Below are 18,881 nucleotides of genomic sequence, written 5' to 3'. Positions count from 1 at the left end.
GCAAGTGGCAGCCTGGCAACGAAATCTCAGGTGCACGGCGCGCGGGCCAGAAGCGCCGCCGAAGCTTGCCGCCCGAAGCATTCATTGGTTGAAGGAGACAGCCCGTGAGCAAGGGGCGCGGCTGGGACATTCATACCCGCACACAATTGATCAGCGTGGGTCCGGCGTTATTGCTGACCCTGCTACTGACCGGCTTTTTTACGTTCGAGCGCCTCCAGGACCTGCGCCTGGAACTCAACCACACCGGCCAGCTGATCGCCAATCAGCTGGCGCCAGCCAGTGAGTACGGCGTGGCATCGGGCAATCTGCAGGTACTGGACACGCTGCTGCAAGCCACCCTCAGCACTCCGCATGTGCGTTTCCTCGAGGTGCGCGACCGCGACGACAACATCCTGGTCTATGTGGAACAACCCAGCGGCCTGGAGCAATCCGGCGCCCGGGTGGAGGTCTTCCAGGCGCCGATTCGGCTACAACAGGCCGGCCTGGCTGACACCGCCCCGCAGCAGGCGCCCGGGCTCGCGGCTGCCTCGCCCGACAACCAGCTCGGCCACGTCGTGGTGGGCATGTCGGGCGATGCGCTCAACGACCGTCAGCAGGCGCTGCTGCTCAAGGCCGCGGTCCTGGCGCTGTTTGCCCTGCTGCTGACCTTCCTTCTCGCGCGCCGACTGGCGAGGCGCATTTCCAAGCCCCTGGGCGCCATGGGCAAGGCAGTCACGGCGATTCAGGCGGGCGAATATCAGACCCGCCTGCCAGAACTGGAGACAGGCGAACTGGGGGTACTGGCCCAGCACATCAACAACCTGGCCGGCGAACTGCAACTCGCCAGCCAGGAACAGGAACAGGCCATGGCCCTGCTGGTCAAGGCACGCGAGGAGGCGGAGCTGGCCAACCGTGCCAAGTCCGACTTCCTGGCCATGATGAGCCATGAGCTGCGCACTCCGATGAATGGCGTGCTGGGCATGCTGCAGCTGCTGGAGACCACCGAGCTGACGGGGGAACAGGCGGAATACGCGGCGCTGGCCAGCGAATCCACCGAGCACCTGCTCAAGGTCATCAACGACATCCTCGACTTCTCGCGCATCGAGCGCGGCGCCCTGGAGCTTGAGTGCATTTCCTTCAACCTGCTGGAACTGATCCAGGGCTCGGCGCTGGTGTTCCAGCATGGCGCTCAGCAACGCGGCCTGAGCCTCGAACTGGATACCCAGGACGGACTGGAGCAACTCGAGGTCCAGGGCGATCCGACGCGCATCCGGCAGATCCTGGTCAACCTCATCGGCAACGCGTTGAAGTTCACCGAACAAGGCAGCGTGCGCCTGGAAACCCGCTGGCAGGCCCTGGACAACCAGGTGCTCTGGTTCAGCTGCGCGGTGCACGACAGTGGCATCGGCATCTCGGCAGAACGCCTGGAACAGATGTTCGACGCCTTCCAGCAAGCCGACAGCTCCATTTCCCGACGCTATGGCGGCACCGGGCTCGGCCTGCCGATCGCGCGCACCCTGGCCGAACGCATGGGCGGCATCCTGCGCGCGGAAAGCCGTGAGGGCCAGGGCTCGACCTTCATTCTGGAGGTGCCACTGCCCTTCTCGCTGGAGTCCCGGCCCAGTACGTCGAAGGCCCAGCTCGAGGACCAACACGGCCAAGGGCAGAAAGTGCTGCTGGTCGAAGACAACCCGGTCAACCAGACAGTGATCGAAGCCATGCTGCGCAGCCTTGGCTACGAGGTCGACCTGGTCGGCGATGGCGCCCGGGCAGTGCACAGCGTCGAACAACGACGCTACGCCGCGGTCCTGATGGACTGCCGCCTGCCGATCATGGACGGCTACGAAGCCACTCGGCAGATTCGCCGGCTTGACGGGCACGGCAGCATGCCAATCATCGCCCTGACCGCCAACGCCCTGCAGGGCGACCGGGATGCGTGCCTCGACTGTGGCATGGACGATTACCTGGCAAAACCCTTCAAACGGGCCGACCTGCAGCGAATTTTGCAGCGCTGGCTGCCCGCTCAGGCTTCGGCCTCGGGCCAGGGCTGTTAAACTGCAATTGGCTCCCGGTCACCGGCGCGCAGGCCAGGCGTCTGTGACAAGGAGTCAGGAGCAGAGTACAACTGTACTCGACGCGCTGTGACTTTCCGCACATCGCAACAGTCTATGACTAGGCTGCTGGCAGGCGCACACCGGTGCGCCGCCAGCCAGGACGACTTGCCCAGCCTTGGCGCGTGGGGATTATTGAGGAGCTCGCATGACCAAACAAAACGCCTTCACCCGGGAAGATCTGTTGCGCTGCAGCCGCGGCGAACTGTTCGGCCCAGGTAATGCGCAACTGCCCGCGCCGAACATGCTGATGATCGATCGCATCACTCACATCAGCGACACGGGCGGTAAGTACGGCAAGGGCGAAATCGTCGCCGAGCTCGATATCACCCCGGACCTGTGGTTCTTCGGTTGCCATTTCGAAGGCGACCCGGTGATGCCGGGCTGCCTGGGCCTCGACGCCATGTGGCAGCTGGTCGGCTTCTTCCTCGGCTGGCAGGGCAACCCCGGCCGTGGCCGCGCCCTCGGCTCGGGCGAAGTGAAGTTCTTCGGCCAGGTCCTGCCGACCGCCAAGAAGGTCACCTATAACATTCAGATCAAACGCACCATCACCCGCTCGCTGATCCTGGCCATCGCCGATGGCAGCGTCAGTGTCGATGGCCGCGAGATCTACAGTGCCGAAGGCTTGCGCGTCGGCCTGTTCACCTCTACCGACAGTTTCTAAAGGATTCTCTCCATGCGTCGCGTCGTGATTACCGGTCTGGGCATCGTTTCCTGCCTGGGCAATGACAAAGAAACCGTCTCCGCCAACCTGCGTGCAGGCCGTGGCGGTATTCGTTTCAATCCGGAATACGCCGAGAAGGGCCTGCGCAGCCAGGTGTCCGGCTCCGTCGACCTGAACCTGGAAGAGCTGATCGACCGCAAGGTCTACCGCTTCATGGGCGACGCTGCCGCATTCGCCTACCTGTCGATGCAGCAGGCCATCGCCGACGCGGGCCTCAGCGCCGAAGAAATTTCCGACCCGCGCGTCGGCCTGGTCGCCGGCTCCGGCGGTGCCTCCACCTTCAACCAGATGGAAGCCATGGACATCCTGCGCGAAAAGGGCGTCAAGCGCGTCGGCCCGTATCGCGTGCCGCGTACCATGGGCAGCACCGTTTCCGCCTGCCTGGCGACCCCCTTCAAGATCAAGGGCGTGAACTACTCGATCTCCTCGGCCTGCGCCACCAGCGCCCATTGCATCGGCACCGCCATGGAGCAGATCCAGTTGGGCAAGCAGGACATGGTCTTCGCCGGCGGCGGCGAAGAAGAGCACTGGAGCCAGAGCTTCCTGTTCGACGCCATGGGCGCCCTCTCCACCCAGTACAACGAGAGCCCGGAGAAGGCCTCTCGCGCCTACGACGCCAAGCGTGACGGTTTCGTCATCGCCGGCGGCGGCGGCATGGTGGTGGTCGAGGAGCTGGAGCATGCGCTCAAGCGCGGCGCCAAGATCTACGCGGAAATCGTCGGCTACGGCGCCACCTCCGACGGCTACGACATGGTCGCGCCGAGTGGTGAAGGCGCGGTACGTTGCATGCAGCAGGCCCTGGCCACCGTCGACACGCCGATCGACTACCTGAACACCCACGGCACCTCGACTCCGGTCGGCGACGTCGCGGAAAGCCGCGCTGTGCGCGAAGTGTTCGGCGACAAGGCGCCAGCCATCAGCTCGACCAAGAGCCTCAGCGGCCACTCCCTGGGTGCTGCTGGCGTCCAGGAAGCGATCTACTGCATGCTGATGATGGAAGGCAACTTCATCGCCGGCTCGGCCAATATCGAGGAGCTGGATCCGGAGGTCGCCGACCTGCCGGTTCAACTCAAGACCGTGGAGAACGCCAAGATCGACACCGTCATGAGCAACAGCTTCGGCTTCGGCGGCACCAACGCCACTCTGGTGCTCAAGCGCTGGACCGGCAAGTAAGCAGCTTGCTTGCTCGCAATTGAAAACGGCGCCCTAGGGCGCCGTTTTTCATGGCTCATCACCTCATACGGTGAAGCGTGCGACCATGCCGTTGAGGTCGACGGCGAGCCGCGAGAGCTCCTGGCTCGCCGCGCTGGTCTGGTTGGCACCGGCGGAGGTCTGCAGCGCCAGGTCGCGAATGTTCACCAGGTTGCGATCGACTTCGCGCGCAACCTGCGCCTGCTCTTCGGCGGCGCTGGCGATGACCAGGTTTCGCTCGTTGATCTGGGCGATCGACGAGGTAATCCGATCCAGCGCCTCACCAGCCGACTGAGCGACTTCCAGGGTCGAGCGCGCGCGCTGATTGCTCTGCTGCATGGCGTCGACTGCCTGATCGGTGCCCTGCTGAATGCCACCGATCATCTGCTCGATCTCCTGGGTCGACTGCTGGGTGCGATGGGCCAAGGCACGCACCTCGTCGGCCACCACCGCGAAACCGCGACCGGCATCACCCGCCCGGGCCGCCTCGATCGCCGCGTTGAGCGCCAGCAGGTTGGTCTGCTCGGCAATCGATCGAATCACATCCAGCACCTGGCTGATGCCCCTGACTTTGCCGGCCAGTTGTTCGACCTGGCTGGCGGTGTGGGTTACATCGCCGGCCAATTGGCTGATCGAGTCGACGGTTTGCAGCACCTGCTGGTGCCCGAGCCTGGCCGTCTTGTCGGACTCGCCGGACGCCTGAGAGGTACTCACGGCGTTCTGCGCCACCTCCTCGACCGCCACGGTCATTTCGTTCACCGCGGTCGCGGCCTGCTCGATTTCATTGCTCTGGGCGTGCAGGCCACGGGTGGAGTCTTCGGTCACCGCGTTCAGTTCTTCGGCCGCGGATGCCAGTTGATTCGAGGAGTCGGCGATACGCTGAATGGTGTCGCGCAGGCTGCCCTGCATGCGTTTCAAGGCCTGCAGCAACCGCGCGGGCTCATCGCGCCCGTCGATTTCGATCGTTTTGGTCAGATCGCCCGCAGCCACATACTCCGCCGCGCGGACCGCCAGCTCCAAAGGGGCGACGATGCTGCGGGTAAACAGCGTGGCCAGCAATGCAGTCAACAGGCCCGCAACGATAATGGTAATGACCACCCAGTCGAAGGCCTTGTCGTACGCCGACTCGGCGCGCTTGGCAGCTTCACCCGCCTCGTCGCGATTGATCCCCATCAGTTCGACCAGCGCCTTGGTCATACCGTCGGCATGCAGGTTGATATTACCGTTGAGCGTCACCAATGCCTGCTCGCGCTGGCCCTGCGACACCAGCCGCGCGACTTCGCCCTGGTACTGCAGGTACTGTGACTCCTCCGCCTTGAAGCGCTGGTAGGCAGCTCGCTCTTCGGCCGTGGTCAGGTACTTGGCGAAGGTGTTATTCAGGGTGCGTACATCGTTGAGCAGTTGAGCCAGCTTTGCCTGGGTTTCCTGCAGCAGTCCGCTGTCGGTCACGACCGCCAAGCGGTAGGTCAGTACCCTCACGCGCAAGATGTTCTGGTTCAGCTCGCTCAGGGCGATAATGCTCGGCAGCCAGTTCCGATCTACATCATTGGCTTCCTTGCGCATGGCAGACATCTGACCAAGGGCAAACACTCCCAATAGCAGCACAATCAGGCCAATCAAGCCGAAACCCAGCGCAGAGCGCGGTGCAATATTGAGATTTCTGAGGGACATTTGAGCATTCCTTTAGCATGGCCGTCTGCGGACCAAGGGTCGATCACGTTTGCCGGGCGGGCACTAGCCCACCGCATGCTGTTTATCGGCCTACTCCAGGGTACCTTAAATCGCTTATCGGTATTTCCGAGCGCAGTCGAGTGCCGGAACGATACAGCTTAGCCGGCCTGCCAAGTTTTTCCGGGTCGATCCGCCCTGATGTAACCAGAAGACGAAAACCGCCCCCTCGCGACCTCCCGTTTCTCCAGCATTGGTTCCTGGCCAGCGAAACGATTGCCCCGTCATACTTTCCGAACAGACTGCGCTGCTAGAGAAGAAAGCCGTTTCTAGGGTCGGCCTTTCCACGCAACCGGATAACTAGCGCACCATAAATCGCTGCTCGGCAAGCTTGCGGTCGTCCTGGAACACCAGGAAATGCCACTCCCCCGGAACAACCTCATAGGGTTCGCTGAACTCAAAGGCCATGGTGTCCTGACCCGCCTCCGGGAGCAGTTTCTGCGTCACCACGAATTTGTCGTGGCGGGCTCCATCCGGGGTGGTCACGCCGGGGGTGAGATACAACAGGGTCAATGGCGCCTCCCCGGCAGTCTTGCCGGCGAGTCGGTAGCGCAGGCCGAACTTGGTACCGAGTCTCGCCGGTATCACTTCGCTGCGCTCGATCGGTTGCTGGTGGCGGGTCAGCACCCGCTCGCCTGGTTGGAAGTCCTGATACTCGCTGACGAAGATGCCATGCTCCACCTCGCCTTCGACGCGAACCTCGGCCTGAACCCAGCCCGACAACAGCGAGAGTGCGATCAGTGTAGTGAATCGGGTGTATTGCATAGCGCGCGCTCCTTGTTCGAGATGGCGCGAGCCTATGACACCCGAGTGACAGATTGATGACTTCTCTATCGATGCGCGGCCACCTTGACTCGCCGCGGCAGCACGGCCAGAAAGTTGTCGCGCGCCACTCGCTGCGCCACATCCTCCGGCAAGGCGTCGAGAAAGGGGTCGAAACCCCGGAGAAAGTCGCCCAGGCTGTCGAATCGACCCACCACATCGGAGCCGAGCATGAAGCGCGCTGGAAAGCGGCGGACCAGTTGCACCCATTCGGGGTCGGGCCTGTCCTGCTCATCCAGCAGGTACGGCCTGAGCACGCTCCAAGACAGGTCGATGTACAGGTTGGGGTATTGCTCCAGCATGCGTTGCACGGTCGGCAGGAGGAAGTCCAGTTTGGCTTGATGACGGTGAATCTCCATGCTGGTGCCGGCATGGGCCCAGATGAAGCGAACATGGGGGTGGTTGCGCAGCGGCGCTTCGATTTCCGCCAGATACAGCGGGTTGCGCTCGCGCTTGGAGGTGATGTTGGCATGCAGCATCACCGGCAGATCGTATTCGGCAGCCAGGTGATAGACCCGCGCCATCGCCTCGTTGTTGGCCCGCGGCACGTCGCCCTGCATCAGCGCGGTGAGGTCGTCGTGACGGGTGAACACCTCGCCGATGCCTTGCCACAGGTCGGGGTCCAGTTCGAGCATGCGGCGAATATGCGCATCGGCGTTCTTGTCGTTCGGGTTGAACCCCGACAGGAACGGGTGAATACGCTTGCGCTGTTCAGCCGGCAACTGTTTGTAGGCATGGGCGATCAGTGTGTCGGTCGCGCTATACCAGTACACATCGGCATCGTCGCCGGCGTAGTAGCGTGGTCGCTTGGGTTCGTCTTCATGCCACTTTTTCGCCACGGGGATGCCGGCGAGCATTACATGCTCAACCTGAGCGGCGGCCATCGCCGCCAGCAACTCGTCCATTCCGGCGCTTTCCTGGAAGAAGTCGACGTAGTGCAGGTGCGCATCGCTGTAGCGGTAGTCACGGGCCAAGGCGCATGCCGTGGTCGCCCCCAACAGCAGCGCGAGAGTCACTCGCAGCAAGATCAATCCGGCATCCTCATCCTGTTATGGGCAGATAGACTGCCGCAGCGCTTGGCAAGTTCAGCAGCATCCCAACGCCGACGACATGGGCTAGGCTGCTGGTCTGTAAGGCCCAAGGGGTTGTGGAACCGGGAGTACACATGAACAGCATCAGCAACGAAGGGGGCCTGCCGCTGCGTGTCCGCACAGGCTTCACGGCGACATGTCGGAGGCTCAGCAATGAGCCGTGTACTGCTGCTCCGCCCACGCCAGGAGGAGATCGAGGGGCAGCCGATCCTCCGCCCACTGCCTTCGGCTCAGTGCCGCAGCGTCGGTCCTTTCGTATTCTTCGACCACATACTGGAACATGACTATCCGGCCGGCAGTGGCTTGGACATCAGGCAACACCCGCACATCGGCCTTTGCACCCTCACCTACCTGCTCGAGGGCCAGCTGCAACACAAGGACAGCCTTGGCTCGGACCAGCTGGTGAGACCGGGAGAAGTCAGCTGGATGAACGCGGGACAGGGGGTCGCGCACGTCGAGCGGACTCCGCCGCCACTGCGCCAACGCGGCTCGCGCCTGCACGGCCTGCAAGTGTGGCTGGCGCTGCCCAGCGCCGACGAGCAGGGGCCGGCGAGCTACGGCCATTACATCGCTGAGCGCCTGCCACGTAGCAGCGTCCTTGGGGTGGATATCTGCCTGATCGCCGGCAGCGGCTTCTGCCTGGAATCGCCGGTACCGGTGCGCTCGCCGACCCTGTACGCCGAGCTGAAGCTGGTCGCCGGCGCCAGCCTGGCCATACCGGTCGAGCACCGTGAACGCGCGCTGTACCTGATCGACGGTGAAGCCGTGCTGGATGATCAGCCGCTGCCATTGCGCGGCATGGCGGTGCTGCCCGAGGGCGAGCCTTTTACCCTCAGCGCCTGCGGCGAATGCCACCTGGTGCTGATTGGCGGCGACCCACTGGGCCCTCGGCGAATGGTCTGGAACTTCATCGCCAGCGACCCGGCGCTGATCGACGCCGCCCGCGAGCGCTGGAAGAACCACGACTGGCCCCGGGTTCCCGGGGAAACCACGCGCATCGAGTTGCCCGGCTGAGCGCCGCCCTGGTGACGGCCAGCAGTTGGCCAGCCAGGGTACGAAGGGCGGGAATGCTCAGGGTGCGGCAAATTCCTCATCGAACAGATCGTTCATGGCGCGATAGGCCCGTGCCGCTACCTGCGGGTGGTATTGGTTACGCCCCGGATTGTTGGCCTGGGGATTGGTGAACGAATGCACCGCGCCGCCATAGGTGACCAGCTGCCAGTCCACCTGCGCCGCCTTCATCTCGGCCATGAAGGCGCCGACCTGGGCCGGCGGCACCGAAGGGTCCTCGGCCCCGTGCAGCACCAGCACCGGCGCCTTGATGTTCTGCGCATCGACCGGATTGGGCGTATCCAGGTTGCCGTGGAAGGACACGAAACCCTGCAACGGCGCCCCTGAACGCGCCAGTTCCAGCACCGTGCCGCCGCCGAAGCAGAAACCGATGGCGCCCAGCTTGCCCGTATCCAGCCCGGTCTCGCGCCCCTGGGCCCTGAACACCTTCAGCGCGGCCTGGGCACGCTTGCGCATCAGCGCCCGGTCGGCCCGCACCGCACCGGCGGCGGCGCCCGCCTCCTCGGCGTTGGCCGGGCGAGTCGCCTTGCCGTACATGTCGGCCATGAAGACCAGGTATTTGTCGCCGGCGACCAGTGCCGCCTGCTTCTCGGCGTTCTCGGTCACGCCCAGCCAGTCCGGCACCATCAAGAGGCCGGGACGTGGTCCGCTGACCGCATCGTCATAGATCAGGCGACCTTCGAAGGCGGCCCCATCGATTTCGTAGGGCACCGACTTGACCACCACCTCCGCCTGGACCGCCCCCACCAGGGCGCACAAACCAAGGGCCATCAGTGATCTGCTCATGATTCCGCTCCTGTTGCATGACTCTCTATCAACAGTAGCGCGTCGCGCAGCGCAGCCCAGAAAAAAGCCCGCATGCGCGGGCTCCTTTCGTCAGCAGGTTGCTCAGGCCGAAAGTTCGACCAACAGCTTGTTCAGACGCTGCACATAGGCCGCCGGATCCTTCAGGCTGTCGCCGGCCGCCAGCGCGGCCTGGTCGAAGAGGATGTGCGACAGGTCGCCGAAACGGTCCTCGTCCGGCTCGGCATCCAGACGCTCGATCAGCGGATGACCCGGGTTGAACTCGAAGATCGGCTTGGATTCCGGCACCTTCTGCCCGCTGGCCTCGAGGATCTGGCGCATCTGCAGGCCCAGGTCCTGCTCGCCGATCGCCAGGATCGCCGGCGAGTCAGTGAGGCGATGGGACACCCGCACCTCGGCCACCTGCTCACCCAGGGCCGCCTTGAGACGCTCGACCAGCCCTTCCTTGGCCTTTGCCACCTCTTCCTGGGCCTTCTTGTCCTCTTCGGAGTCCAGCTTGCCCAGGTCCAGGTCGCCGCGGGCCACGTCGACGAAGTGCTTGCCGTCGAACTCGGTCAGGTAGCTCATCAGCCACTCGTCGATACGATCGGTGAGCAGCAATACCTCGATGCCCTTCTTGCGGAAGACCTCCAGGTGCGGGCTGTTCTTCACCTGGGCGTAGGACTCGCCGGTCAGGTAGTAGAACTTGTCCTGGCCCTCCTTCATGCGGCCCAGGTAATCGGCCAGGGACACGCTCTGCTCGCCGCCGGCTTCGTGGGTGGAGGCGAAGCGCAGCAGGCCGGCGATCTTCTCCTTGTTGGCGAAGTCTTCCGCCGGGCCTTCTTTGAGGACCTGGCCGAAGTTCTTCCAGAATGCCTTGTACTGCTCGGGTTCGTTCTTCGCCAGCTTCTCGAGCATGTCCAGCACACGCTTGGTCAGCGCCGACTTCATCGAATCGATGATCGGGTCCTTCTGCAGGATCTCCCGGGAGATGTTCAGCGACAGGTCATTGGAGTCCACCACGCCCTTGATGAAGCGCAGGTACAGCGGCAGGAACTCGTCGGCCTGGTCCATGATGAACACGCGCTGAACATAGAGCTTGAGGCCCTTGGAGGCGTCGCGCTGGTACAGGTCGAAAGGCGCGCGGCCCGGCACGTAGAGCAGCGAGGTGTACTCCAGCTTGCCCTCGACCTTGTTGTGGCTCCAGGACAGCGGGTTCTCGAAATCGTGGGCGACGTGCTTGTAGAACTCCTGGTATTCCTCATCCTTGACCTCGGTGCGCGGACGGGTCCACAGCGCGCTGGCACGGTTGACGGTTTCCCACTCAGGCTCGGCCGGCTTGTCCTTCTCCTCGCCGTGGAACTCCTTCGGCAGCTCGATCGGCAGGGCGATGTGGTCGGAATACTTCTTGATGATGTTGCGCAGACGCCAGCCGTCGGCGAACTCTTCCTCACCCTTCTTCAGGTGCAGAACGATACGGGTGCCGCGCTCGGCCTTGTCGATGCTGGCGACGCTGAACTCGCCCTCGCCATGGGACTCCCAGTGCACCCCTTCGGCGGCCGACAGGCCGGCGCGGCGGGTGAACACCTCGACCTTGTCGGCGACGATGAAGGCCGAGTAGAAGCCGACGCCGAACTGGCCGATCAGGTGCGAATCCTTCTTCTGGTCACCGGACAGGTTCTTGAGGAAGTCGGAGGTGCCGGACTTGGCGATGGTGCCGAGGTGAGTTACCGCCTCGTCGCGGCTCATGCCGATGCCGTTGTCTTCCAGGGTGACGGTCTTGGCGTCCTTGTCGAAGCTGACGCGGATCTTCAGTTCGGCGCCGCCCTCGAGCAGCTCCGGCTTGGCCAGCGCCTCGAACCGCAGCTTGTCGACGGCATCCGACGCATTGGAGATCAGCTCACGCAGGAAGATCTCCTTGTTCGAATACAGCGAATGGATCATCAGGTGAAGCAGTTGCTTCACCTCGGTCTGGAAGCCCAGGGTTTCTTTTTGAGTTTCCACACTCATGGTCGTCTAACTCCACATTGATGACTAAGCCGCAGCGCGGCGGATGTCATGCAGATGGGGGCTTCGACTTGGATTTCAAGTGTTTAGCCAATTGCTCAATCAGGGTTCGAGCAATTCGATACGGCTGACCTCCTCCGGGCGCAGGCGGAAACTGGCCTGGCCGGTGCCACCGAGACGCTGCTGCAGGACGATGCGCCCCTGCTGATCGATGCCCTGGAAACGCCCTTCCGCCGTATTGCCACGCTCGGTGGCCACGCGCATCGCCAGGTTCTGGTAGCGACTGGGGCTGCGCAGCAAGCCCTCGAGACTGAAGCGCAGGCGACGATCCAGCGGGCGACTGACCTTCTGCTCAGGCTGAGGCGCCGCCGCAGGCGCGCTGGCCTGAAGGTCGCTCGGTCCGCGGGTGACTTCCGGCAGCGGGGGAAATTGATCCGCCTGCACCGCCCAGCCGCGCACATCGGTTTTTCTCAGCAGAATGGGCAGGCGCTGCTCCTGACCATCGATGCGTGCTTCAATCGTCAGCTCCAGGCTCTGCGCCGGCAGTACCTGGGGCGGTAGCGGCTTCAACTGCACCTGACGAGTGGCGAAGCGCCGCTGCAGATAGTCCTCGATGACAAAGGCCAGGGTGTCGCTGGAATCCACTTGGCGGTCGACCTTGCCATCGCGGTAACGCAGGCCATCGTTGAACAGCTCGACCTTGCCGCTCAGCGAAGTCTTGAAGCGCGCCGGCAGTACCAGATGGAAGTCGCCGGCCAGCTTGTTCGGCGGCTGCGGATACAGGTCCAGATGCAGGCTGTAGCCGCGACTGAGGCGGCGGGCCTCGGGCAGCTCCTGCTCCGGCAGCAACCAGCTGAGCTCGACCTCGGGCAGCACACCTTCGTCCGTTGGCAACACATCGACACGCAGACTATCCCCAGCCGGTCGCACCAGGCGAATCGACAGCTCGCGGTGGGCAAAGAAGTCCTGGCCCTCGCGGAGCCTGAGCACTCCATTGATCAATTCGCCATGCTGGGGTGCGAACGGCTGGCCGTTCAGCACGCCATTCAGCGCGATATTCAGTTCACTGGGGGCGGCTGACTCGGCCTCCAGCCAGCGCAGACTGAGAATGGCCGCCATGCGTTCACTGTCCTGACTGGCGAGCAGCGTCAGGCCGACCACCAGAGGAATGAACCCCAGGGCGCTGAGGCCCAGGGCCGGGCGCGCGCGTCGCCAATGGCGCAGCACGAACAACAGGGTCAGCGGCGGCAACAACGCGGCGCAGCCCCACAGCAGGCTGGTGCCGAAGGCGCGCATCACCAGCCAGACCAGGCCGGCCAGGATCAACAAGAGGCCACCGAGGATCAGCAACGCATCCATTCAAACTTCCTTAAATTACTGGCCAGTCGCAGCCAGCGGGTGACGACGTACTCACCGCTCTGGCCGGCGGAAAACATAGGCGTCACGATAATGCTCGTCACTCGACTAATCCATCGAGAAGTCGATGATTTTCGCCTAATGGCGTACCAAGCAGCAGCAAACGGCTCGAGGCAAGAGTGGAGCCCTGGCCCCGCCCCGGGGAACTTTGCCGGCGTTCAGTTGTTCAAACAGCCCATGCCAGGACGAGTCCTGCAATCACGAACGTCACAAGGAGTACCGACCGTGCAAAAAACCTTTACTTATGCCCTGCTGCTCGCCGCCACCCTCGCCCTCGTCGCCTGCGAGGACAGCCCCGAAAGCAAGATGGAGAGTGCCAAGGAGTCGTTGTCCGACGCGGCCCAATCCATGAGCGAGGCGGTCGAACAGAAGGCCGACGAGGTCATGGGCACCGAGCCAACCACCGGCGAGAAAATCGAGGAAGCCGCCGATGATGCCGCTGAGGCGATGAAGGAGGCAGGCGAAGCTGCCAAGGAAGCGGTCGACGGCCAGTAAGCCGTTCGCCGTGACGCCACGCAAAGGCCCGTTATCTGCGGGCCTTTCTCGTGCTGGTGGCCTCAGAGTGCCGGGCTCAGCATCAGCATCAAGCTGCAGAGCAGTCCCACCGCCCATACCACGCTGCGCTGCCAGTGCAGATCGGCCCAGTAGCACAACAGATACAGCGCCCGCGCGACCACGAAGGTCACCGCCAGACCGTCGACCAGCACACCGTGGCTGCCGGTCACATGGGCCATGAGCACTCCGACGGCAAACAGCGGAAACGCCTCGAAGCTGTTCAGGTGTGCGGCCAGGGCGCGCGCGCCGAATCCCTTGAGGCGAGCCTGTTGGCTGCGCGGGTGGCGGTTGTCGTAAGTGCCGCTCTCCTGCTGCATGGCTTTGGCCACTGGCGCCTTGGCCAGGAAGATCAGCAGTGCGCTGATGAAAATGCACCAGAATGGCAGACTCATTCGCTCTTCTCCTTGGCAGATTCCGCCATGGGGGTTTGGGTATAGACCATCACTTCCAGCACGTCGGAATGAAATTCACGGCGATACAGCACTACTACTACCCCGCCTGTCACCAGCATGAAGATCCACGGGTTGATGAACCAGGCCAGGATCGCCATGCCGAAGTAGTAAGCCCGCAGGCCGTAGTTGAACTGGTTCGCCGCCATCGAGATCACCCGCGCGGTCCGCACGGCGAAGGCATTGCGCTCCTGCTCGGTGACGTGACGCTCACCGACCATCGGCGCCGAGCCCACCAACACCGCGCCGAAGTTGTACTGGCGCATGCACCAGCTGAAGGTGAAGAACGCATAGACGAACACCACGGCCAGGCACAGCAACTTGACCTCCGACATCTCACGGCTGGGCGTCTGCACGAAAGGCAGATCGGCGAGTAGCGAAACCGCGCGGTCGGACGCGCCGAGCACAGTAAGAATGCCAGCGAGAATGATCAGGGTGCTGGAGGCGAAGAACGAGGCATTGCGCTCCAGATTGCCGATCACGTTGGCATCGGCGATACGGTTATCCCGCAGTAACATACGTCGCATCCAATCTTCCCGGTACAGATGCAGGACGCTCGCCAGGCAGGGCGTGGTCAGCCCCTTGGCCTGGGCGTAACGGGTGTAGCCACCCCAGCACAGCAAAAACCAGGTGATCGCCAGAAATTGCTGCCAGACGTTGTCGTCGATGATGCTCATGAATTCCCTCACATAGAGCGGCGATTATAGCCAGCCAGTATTAGTCTCGCCTCGTTAATGCTTATTTCGCAGGGTTCCTCCGGCGCGGGCAGGCCCACACCGCCTCGAACAACAGAAATGTGCGGCCCGGTTTGCAAACGCCCCATTCCTGAACAAGTCTCTAAGGGCCAGTGCACCGGCGAGGTGCATTCTAATCCCGAGACTGCCCCGCTTTATTTAGCGACGTCAGCGTCGCTCTGACAGGAAGTCCGAGTCCTCAACTGCTAAGGAGAGCCGTCATGTCCGTTCAGCGCCTGTTTTCCCTTATTTTCTCCGCCATCATCCTTTGCACGAGCCTGCTAGCGATCCTGGTGTACCTGATGATCAACAACCAGGCTCGACTGACTGCGAGCCAGGCCGACCGCTATCAGTCCTACCTGCTGGCGGACGAGCTGAGGCAGAGTTCCGATGACCTCACCCGCCTGGCGCGCACCTACGCGGTGAGCGGAGATCCGGCCTACGAGCGTCAATATTGGCAGGTGCTGGATATTCGCAACGGCAAGCTGCCCCGCCCCCAGCAGTACGAACGCCTGTACTGGGACTTCGTTGCCGCCGGCCAGCCGGCGCCGAGGCCAGATGCTGAGCGGGTGCCCCTGCTCGAGCTGATGCAGCGCCAGGGCTTCACTGAGGCCGAACTGGACCACCTGGCAGAAGCCCAGGCTAATTCGGACACCCTGGTACTGATCGAGACCGAAGCGATGAACGCGGTCAAGGGCCGCTATGCCGACGGTCAGGGCGGCTTCACGCGCCAAGGTGAGCCCGACCTGGCGCTGGCCAGCCGGCTGATGCACAGCCCTGACTATCACCGAGAAAAAGCCAAGATCATGAAGCCGGTCGATGCCTTCTACGCCCTGCTCGATCGCCGCACCGGTGACGCCGTAACCAAATACAGCGATATCGGTGAGCGCTACATGGTCGCCGTGAGCCTGGTAGTGGCGCTGCTGATCCTGATCTCCGCAGTCGGCATCCTGGCGATTCGACGCAAGGTCGGCGCGGCCTTGTTGCGCCTGAGCAACGATGCCCGCAAGGTCGCCGCCGGCGAACTGGGTACTGACCTTGAAGGCCAAGGCGGCGGGGAGTTCGACGTTCTGTCGCATTCGTTCGGGCAGATGGTGACCAAGCTGCGGCAAATCGTCAGCAACGTGCTTAATTCCAGCAGCCAGCTCAGCGTTTCGGCTTCACAGCTGACCAGCACCACCGCCTCGACCCAGCACAACCTCAAGCAACAGGAATTGCATACCATCGAGGTGGCCGCGGCCATGACCGAGATGGCGGCCACGGTGCAGGAAGTCGCCCGTCACTCGAACCAGACCGCCGAGGCGGCGAAGCGAGCCGATGAGGCAGCCAATGTCGGCCATCAACTGGTCGGGCAGATGGTCGAGTCGAGCCAGACCCTGTCCCAGGATATTGGCGCTGCCGCCGCGGCCGTTCAGGCCCTGGCGCAGGATACCGCGGACATCGGCAGCATCCTCGACGTGATTCGCAGCATCGCCGATCAAACCAACCTGCTCGCCCTCAACGCGGCGATAGAAGCGGCGAGGGCCGGCGACCAAGGCCGCGGTTTCGCCGTGGTAGCCGATGAAGTGCGCTCGCTGGCCAAGCGCACCCAGGACTCCACCATGGAGATCCAGGAGATGATCGAACGCCTGCAGGTCGGTGCCCAGAAGGCCGCGGGCGCGATGAGCCAGAGTCGGGAGCAGGCCGAATCCGGCGCGAATCGGGTACTGGAGGCCGGAACGGCCCTGGAAACCATCAGTGACGCCAATCGCGAGATCACTGAAATGGCTGTGCAGATCGCCAGCGCCGCCGAGCAGCAGGCGGCGGTGGCCCAGGACATCAGCCAGCGCGTGCAGATGATCCGCGACCTGGCCAGCGGTAACGCCGAAGGCTCCACCCAGGTCACCGAAGCCAGCCAGTGCCTGGCGCAACTCGCCGAACAGCTTAGCCAGCAGGTCCGCCACTTCAATCTGGGTGACGGCGGGCGCTGACTGGAATCGATTTGGCGGTCCCGGCGATTCGCCCGAGACCGCCCCGGCTCCTAAACCACTGAGCCAGCTCTGGACACGGACTCAGGCCGTAATTCGCTGCGGCTCTCCCAGAGTGCGGTCGAGCACAGTGACCAGCAACAGCGTCACGAGGACGGGCACCAGCCAGCCCAGCCCGTGCTCGGCCAATGGCAGCTCGCCAATCAGCGCCGGCGTCCACTGCTTGAAGCCTGCGGCGGCGATACCGTCGAACAGGCCCAGTACCAGGGTCACCGACATCACCGGGATGAAGATACGCCTGCTCGACAGCCACAGGCTATCGAGCAGGCTCAGGGCGACCAGGACGATGGCCAGCGGGTAGAGGCCGACCAACACTGGCACCGAGACGCTGATCAATTGGGTCAGGCCCTGGTTGGCCACTACCAGGCTGAACAGCCCGAAGGTCACCACGACCGCGCGGTAGGAAACCGGCAGCAGCTCGCTGAAGAACTCGCCACAGGCCGCCAGCAGGCCCACCGCCGTGGTCAGGCACGCCAGGGTGATTACCAGCGCGAGTAATAGGCTGCCGGTGGTACCGAACGTGTGCTGCACGTAGGCCGTGAGTATCTGCACGCCGTTCTGCGCCTCGCCGGCGATGCCCTGGCTGGTCGCGCCCAGGTAGAACAGCGCGAGGTAGACCAACGACAGACCCAGGGCGGCGATCAGGCCGGCGATCACCGAGTAGCGCGTGATCAGCCCGCGCTCGCTCACGCCGCGGTCACGGATCGCCGTGGCGATGACGATACCGAAGACCAGGGCGCCGAGGGTATCCATGGTCAGGTAGCCCTGCAGGAATCCCTGGACGAAGGGCGCAGCCTGATAGGCTTCGGTCGTTTCACCTATGGCGCCGGCCGGGGCGAAGAGCGCCGCCCCGCCGAGCACCAACAACCCCGCCAGCAGTACCGGGGTGATGAACTTGCCGATGCGGTCCACCAGGCGGCCGGGGTTCAGCGCCAGGAACAGCACGGCGGCGAAATACGCCAGGGTATAGAGCAGCAGCGGCGTGCCGTCGTTACCGGTGAACGGGGCCACGCCCATTTCGAATGACACCACGGCAGTCCGTGGCGTAGCGAACAGCGGACCAATGGCCAGGTACACGGCAACGGCGAAGCAGGCCCCGGCCCGGCGCCCCAATGGTGCGGTCAGCTGGGCCATGCCACCACCGACGCGGGCGAGGGCCACTATGGTCAGCAGCGGCAAGCCCACACCGGTGAGGAGAAACCCGAGCGCCGCCGAGTGGAGGTTCTCTCCCGCGGCCATGCCGGCGCTGGGGGGGAAGATGATGTTGCCCGCGCCGAGAAACAGCGCAAAGGTCATAAAGCCGAGAGCGAGAATATCGGGTGTTTTCAACGCATTCATGGAGGACGCAATACCAAAGCAGGAATTCTTGAGGGGGTGCAAACGTTCCCCTTGGTGAAGGGAGGGACGCCTGTCTGGTCGACGTGGGCTATGGCGCTCCGCCCGGCCCTTGTGAGGCCGGTGGGCGGCGCACCCTAATGCAACGGCCCCCGGCGCGCGACCGACGCCGATCGTGACGTCGATCTGCCGTAACTCAATGTCGCAATGCTATAAGGCGTCGACCTTGGGCAGTCAGGTCTGGAACTGCTCGATCAGGCGGCTCAGTCGATTCTCCAGCGTGCGAATGCTCTGTGCTGCCGCCCGGGTCTGCTCCACGGTGGCATGGGTATCCTCGCTGATGCCGTTGGTACGCACCACGCCTGCGCCCACCTGTTCCGCCACGCGGGCCTGTTCGGTCGCCGCCTCGGCCATCTGCTGGATATTCTGGTCGATGGTGTCCACCGCCCCGGTGATGCGCTGCAGCGAAGCGCTGGCCTGTTCGACACTGTCGCGGGCCAGATCGACCGCTTGTCGGCTCTCCCCCATCATTTCGATGGACGACTGACTGCGACTTTGCAGGGACTGGATGATGGCCTGAATCTCTTCGGTGGAGACCTGAGTGCGCTGCGCCAGGCTGCGCACCTCGTCGGCTACCACGGCGAAGCCGCGGCCCTGATCGCCGGCCCGCGCCGCCTCGATGGCCGCGTTGAGGGCCAGCAAATTGGTCTGTTCAGCGATGGCGCGAATCACCGCTAGTACCGAGCCGATCCGCTCACTGTCGGTGCTCAGCGCCTCGATCACCTCGGCGAGCCGTCCGACCTTGTCCGTCAGGCTGCGCATGGCCTGCCGATTACCCTGCACCCGGTCGAGCCCATC

15 protein-coding genes and 2 pseudogenes are annotated in these 18,881 nt (G+C 63.7%); 6 read left to right on the top strand and 11 right to left on the bottom strand.

The features are described from left to right. The first annotated feature begins 104 nt into the window (after positions 1-104). The 3 genes from ACSX1D_RS10655 (at position 105) to fabB (ending at position 3,987) form a co-directional block, all read left to right on the top strand. Positions 105-2,033 carry a response regulator gene (locus tag ACSX1D_RS10655; protein ID WP_439862180.1) on the top strand — a complete coding sequence of 643 codons (1,929 nt, stop codon included), beginning with the start codon at positions 105-107 and terminating at the stop codon, positions 2,031-2,033. 205 nt (positions 2,034-2,238) lie between these two features. Next, positions 2,239-2,754, top strand: coding sequence for a 3-hydroxyacyl-[acyl-carrier-protein] dehydratase FabA (gene fabA, locus ACSX1D_RS10650; RefSeq protein WP_208706763.1), 516 nt, complete (start codon positions 2,239-2,241; stop codon positions 2,752-2,754). 12 nt (positions 2,755-2,766) lie between these two features. Next, positions 2,767-3,987: a beta-ketoacyl-ACP synthase I gene (gene fabB, locus ACSX1D_RS10645; protein ID WP_439862179.1), complete on the top strand. Its 1,221-nt coding sequence runs from the start codon at positions 2,767-2,769 to the stop codon at positions 3,985-3,987. Positions 3,988-4,050: 63 nt separating this feature from the next. On the opposite strand, the gene ACSX1D_RS10640 is transcribed toward fabB, so the two are convergent. From ACSX1D_RS10640 to ACSX1D_RS10625, 4 genes and pseudogenes are all read right to left on the bottom strand, one after another. After that, positions 4,051-5,202, bottom strand: a complete 1,152-nt coding sequence (locus tag ACSX1D_RS10640) for a methyl-accepting chemotaxis protein (RefSeq protein WP_439862305.1) — start codon at positions 5,200-5,202, stop codon at positions 4,051-4,053. Next, positions 5,182-5,676: pseudogene (locus ACSX1D_RS10635) on the bottom strand (MCP four helix bundle domain-containing protein); the annotation flags it as partial. The gene ACSX1D_RS10640 and the pseudogene ACSX1D_RS10635, both read right to left, overlap by 21 nt. Positions 5,677-6,033: 357 nt before the next feature. Next, positions 6,034-6,498: a DUF3859 domain-containing protein gene (locus ACSX1D_RS10630; protein ID WP_439862178.1), complete on the bottom strand. Its 465-nt coding sequence runs from the start codon at positions 6,496-6,498 to the stop codon at positions 6,034-6,036. A 65-nt stretch (positions 6,499-6,563) separates the two neighbouring features. Then, on the bottom strand, positions 6,564-7,586 hold the full coding sequence (locus tag ACSX1D_RS10625) for an amidohydrolase family protein (RefSeq protein WP_439862177.1): 1,023 nt from the start codon (positions 7,584-7,586) through the stop codon (positions 6,564-6,566). Positions 7,587-7,799: 213 nt separating this feature from the next. Here ACSX1D_RS10625 and ACSX1D_RS10620 point away from each other — a divergent pair, with 213 nt between their 5' ends. Further along, positions 7,800-8,660, top strand: coding sequence for a pirin family protein (locus ACSX1D_RS10620; RefSeq protein WP_439862176.1), 861 nt, complete (start codon positions 7,800-7,802; stop codon positions 8,658-8,660). A gap of 57 nt (positions 8,661-8,717) precedes the next feature. On the opposite strand, the gene ACSX1D_RS10615 is transcribed toward ACSX1D_RS10620, so the two are convergent. The 3 genes from ACSX1D_RS10615 to ACSX1D_RS10605 form a co-directional block, all read right to left on the bottom strand. Then, positions 8,718-9,503 (bottom strand): dienelactone hydrolase family protein, encoded by a 786-nt coding sequence (locus tag ACSX1D_RS10615; protein ID WP_439862175.1) that lies wholly within the window; start codon positions 9,501-9,503, stop codon positions 8,718-8,720. Positions 9,504-9,605: 102 nt separating this feature from the next. After that, positions 9,606-11,510, bottom strand: a complete 1,905-nt coding sequence (gene htpG / locus ACSX1D_RS10610) for a molecular chaperone HtpG (protein WP_439862174.1) — start codon at positions 11,508-11,510, stop codon at positions 9,606-9,608. Positions 11,511-11,609: 99 nt separating this feature from the next. Beyond that, positions 11,610-12,866 (bottom strand): MFS transporter, encoded by a 1,257-nt coding sequence (locus tag ACSX1D_RS10605; RefSeq protein ID WP_439862173.1) that lies wholly within the window; start codon positions 12,864-12,866, stop codon positions 11,610-11,612. A 282-nt stretch (positions 12,867-13,148) separates the two neighbouring features. On the opposite strand from ACSX1D_RS10605, the gene ACSX1D_RS10600 reads away from it, so the two are divergent. Beyond that, positions 13,149-13,418 (top strand): hypothetical protein, encoded by a 270-nt coding sequence (locus ACSX1D_RS10600; protein WP_439862172.1) that lies wholly within the window; start codon positions 13,149-13,151, stop codon positions 13,416-13,418. A gap of 62 nt (positions 13,419-13,480) precedes the next feature. Here the strand turns inward: ACSX1D_RS10600 and ACSX1D_RS10595 are convergent, their stop codons facing one another. Further along, positions 13,481-13,870, bottom strand: coding sequence for an MAPEG family protein (locus tag ACSX1D_RS10595; protein ID WP_439862171.1), 390 nt, complete (start codon positions 13,868-13,870; stop codon positions 13,481-13,483). Then, positions 13,867-14,604 carry a DUF599 domain-containing protein gene (locus tag ACSX1D_RS10590; protein ID WP_439862170.1) on the bottom strand — a complete coding sequence of 246 codons (738 nt, stop codon included), beginning with the start codon at positions 14,602-14,604 and terminating at the stop codon, positions 13,867-13,869. The genes ACSX1D_RS10595 and ACSX1D_RS10590 overlap by 4 nt, the downstream gene beginning before the upstream one ends. Before the next feature lie 278 nt (positions 14,605-14,882). Between ACSX1D_RS10590 and ACSX1D_RS10585 the strand changes: the two genes are divergently transcribed. Next, a complete protein-coding gene (locus tag ACSX1D_RS10585) occupies positions 14,883-16,631 on the top strand; it encodes a methyl-accepting chemotaxis protein (RefSeq protein WP_439862169.1) in 1,749 nt (582 codons plus the stop codon). 81 nt (positions 16,632-16,712) lie between these two features. Here ACSX1D_RS10585 and brnQ read toward each other — a convergent pair whose 3' ends face one another. Both brnQ and ACSX1D_RS10575 read right to left on the bottom strand, forming a co-directional pair. After that, complete coding sequence (brnQ, locus tag ACSX1D_RS10580; RefSeq protein ID WP_439862168.1) at positions 16,713-18,026, bottom strand: branched-chain amino acid transport system II carrier protein; 1,314 nt, start codon at positions 18,024-18,026, stop codon at positions 16,713-16,715. A 231-nt stretch (positions 18,027-18,257) separates the two neighbouring features. Next, positions 18,258-18,851 (bottom strand): annotated as a pseudogene (locus tag ACSX1D_RS10575) (methyl-accepting chemotaxis protein); the annotation flags it as partial. Positions 18,852-18,881: the final 30 nt, after the last annotated feature.

Origin of the sequence: Pseudomonas sp. MBLB4136 (assembly GCF_051904765.1) — a bacterium.
Classification (GTDB): Bacteria; Pseudomonadota; Gammaproteobacteria; order Pseudomonadales; family Pseudomonadaceae; genus Aquipseudomonas.
This window is presented reverse-complemented; position numbering and strand designations above follow the sequence as displayed.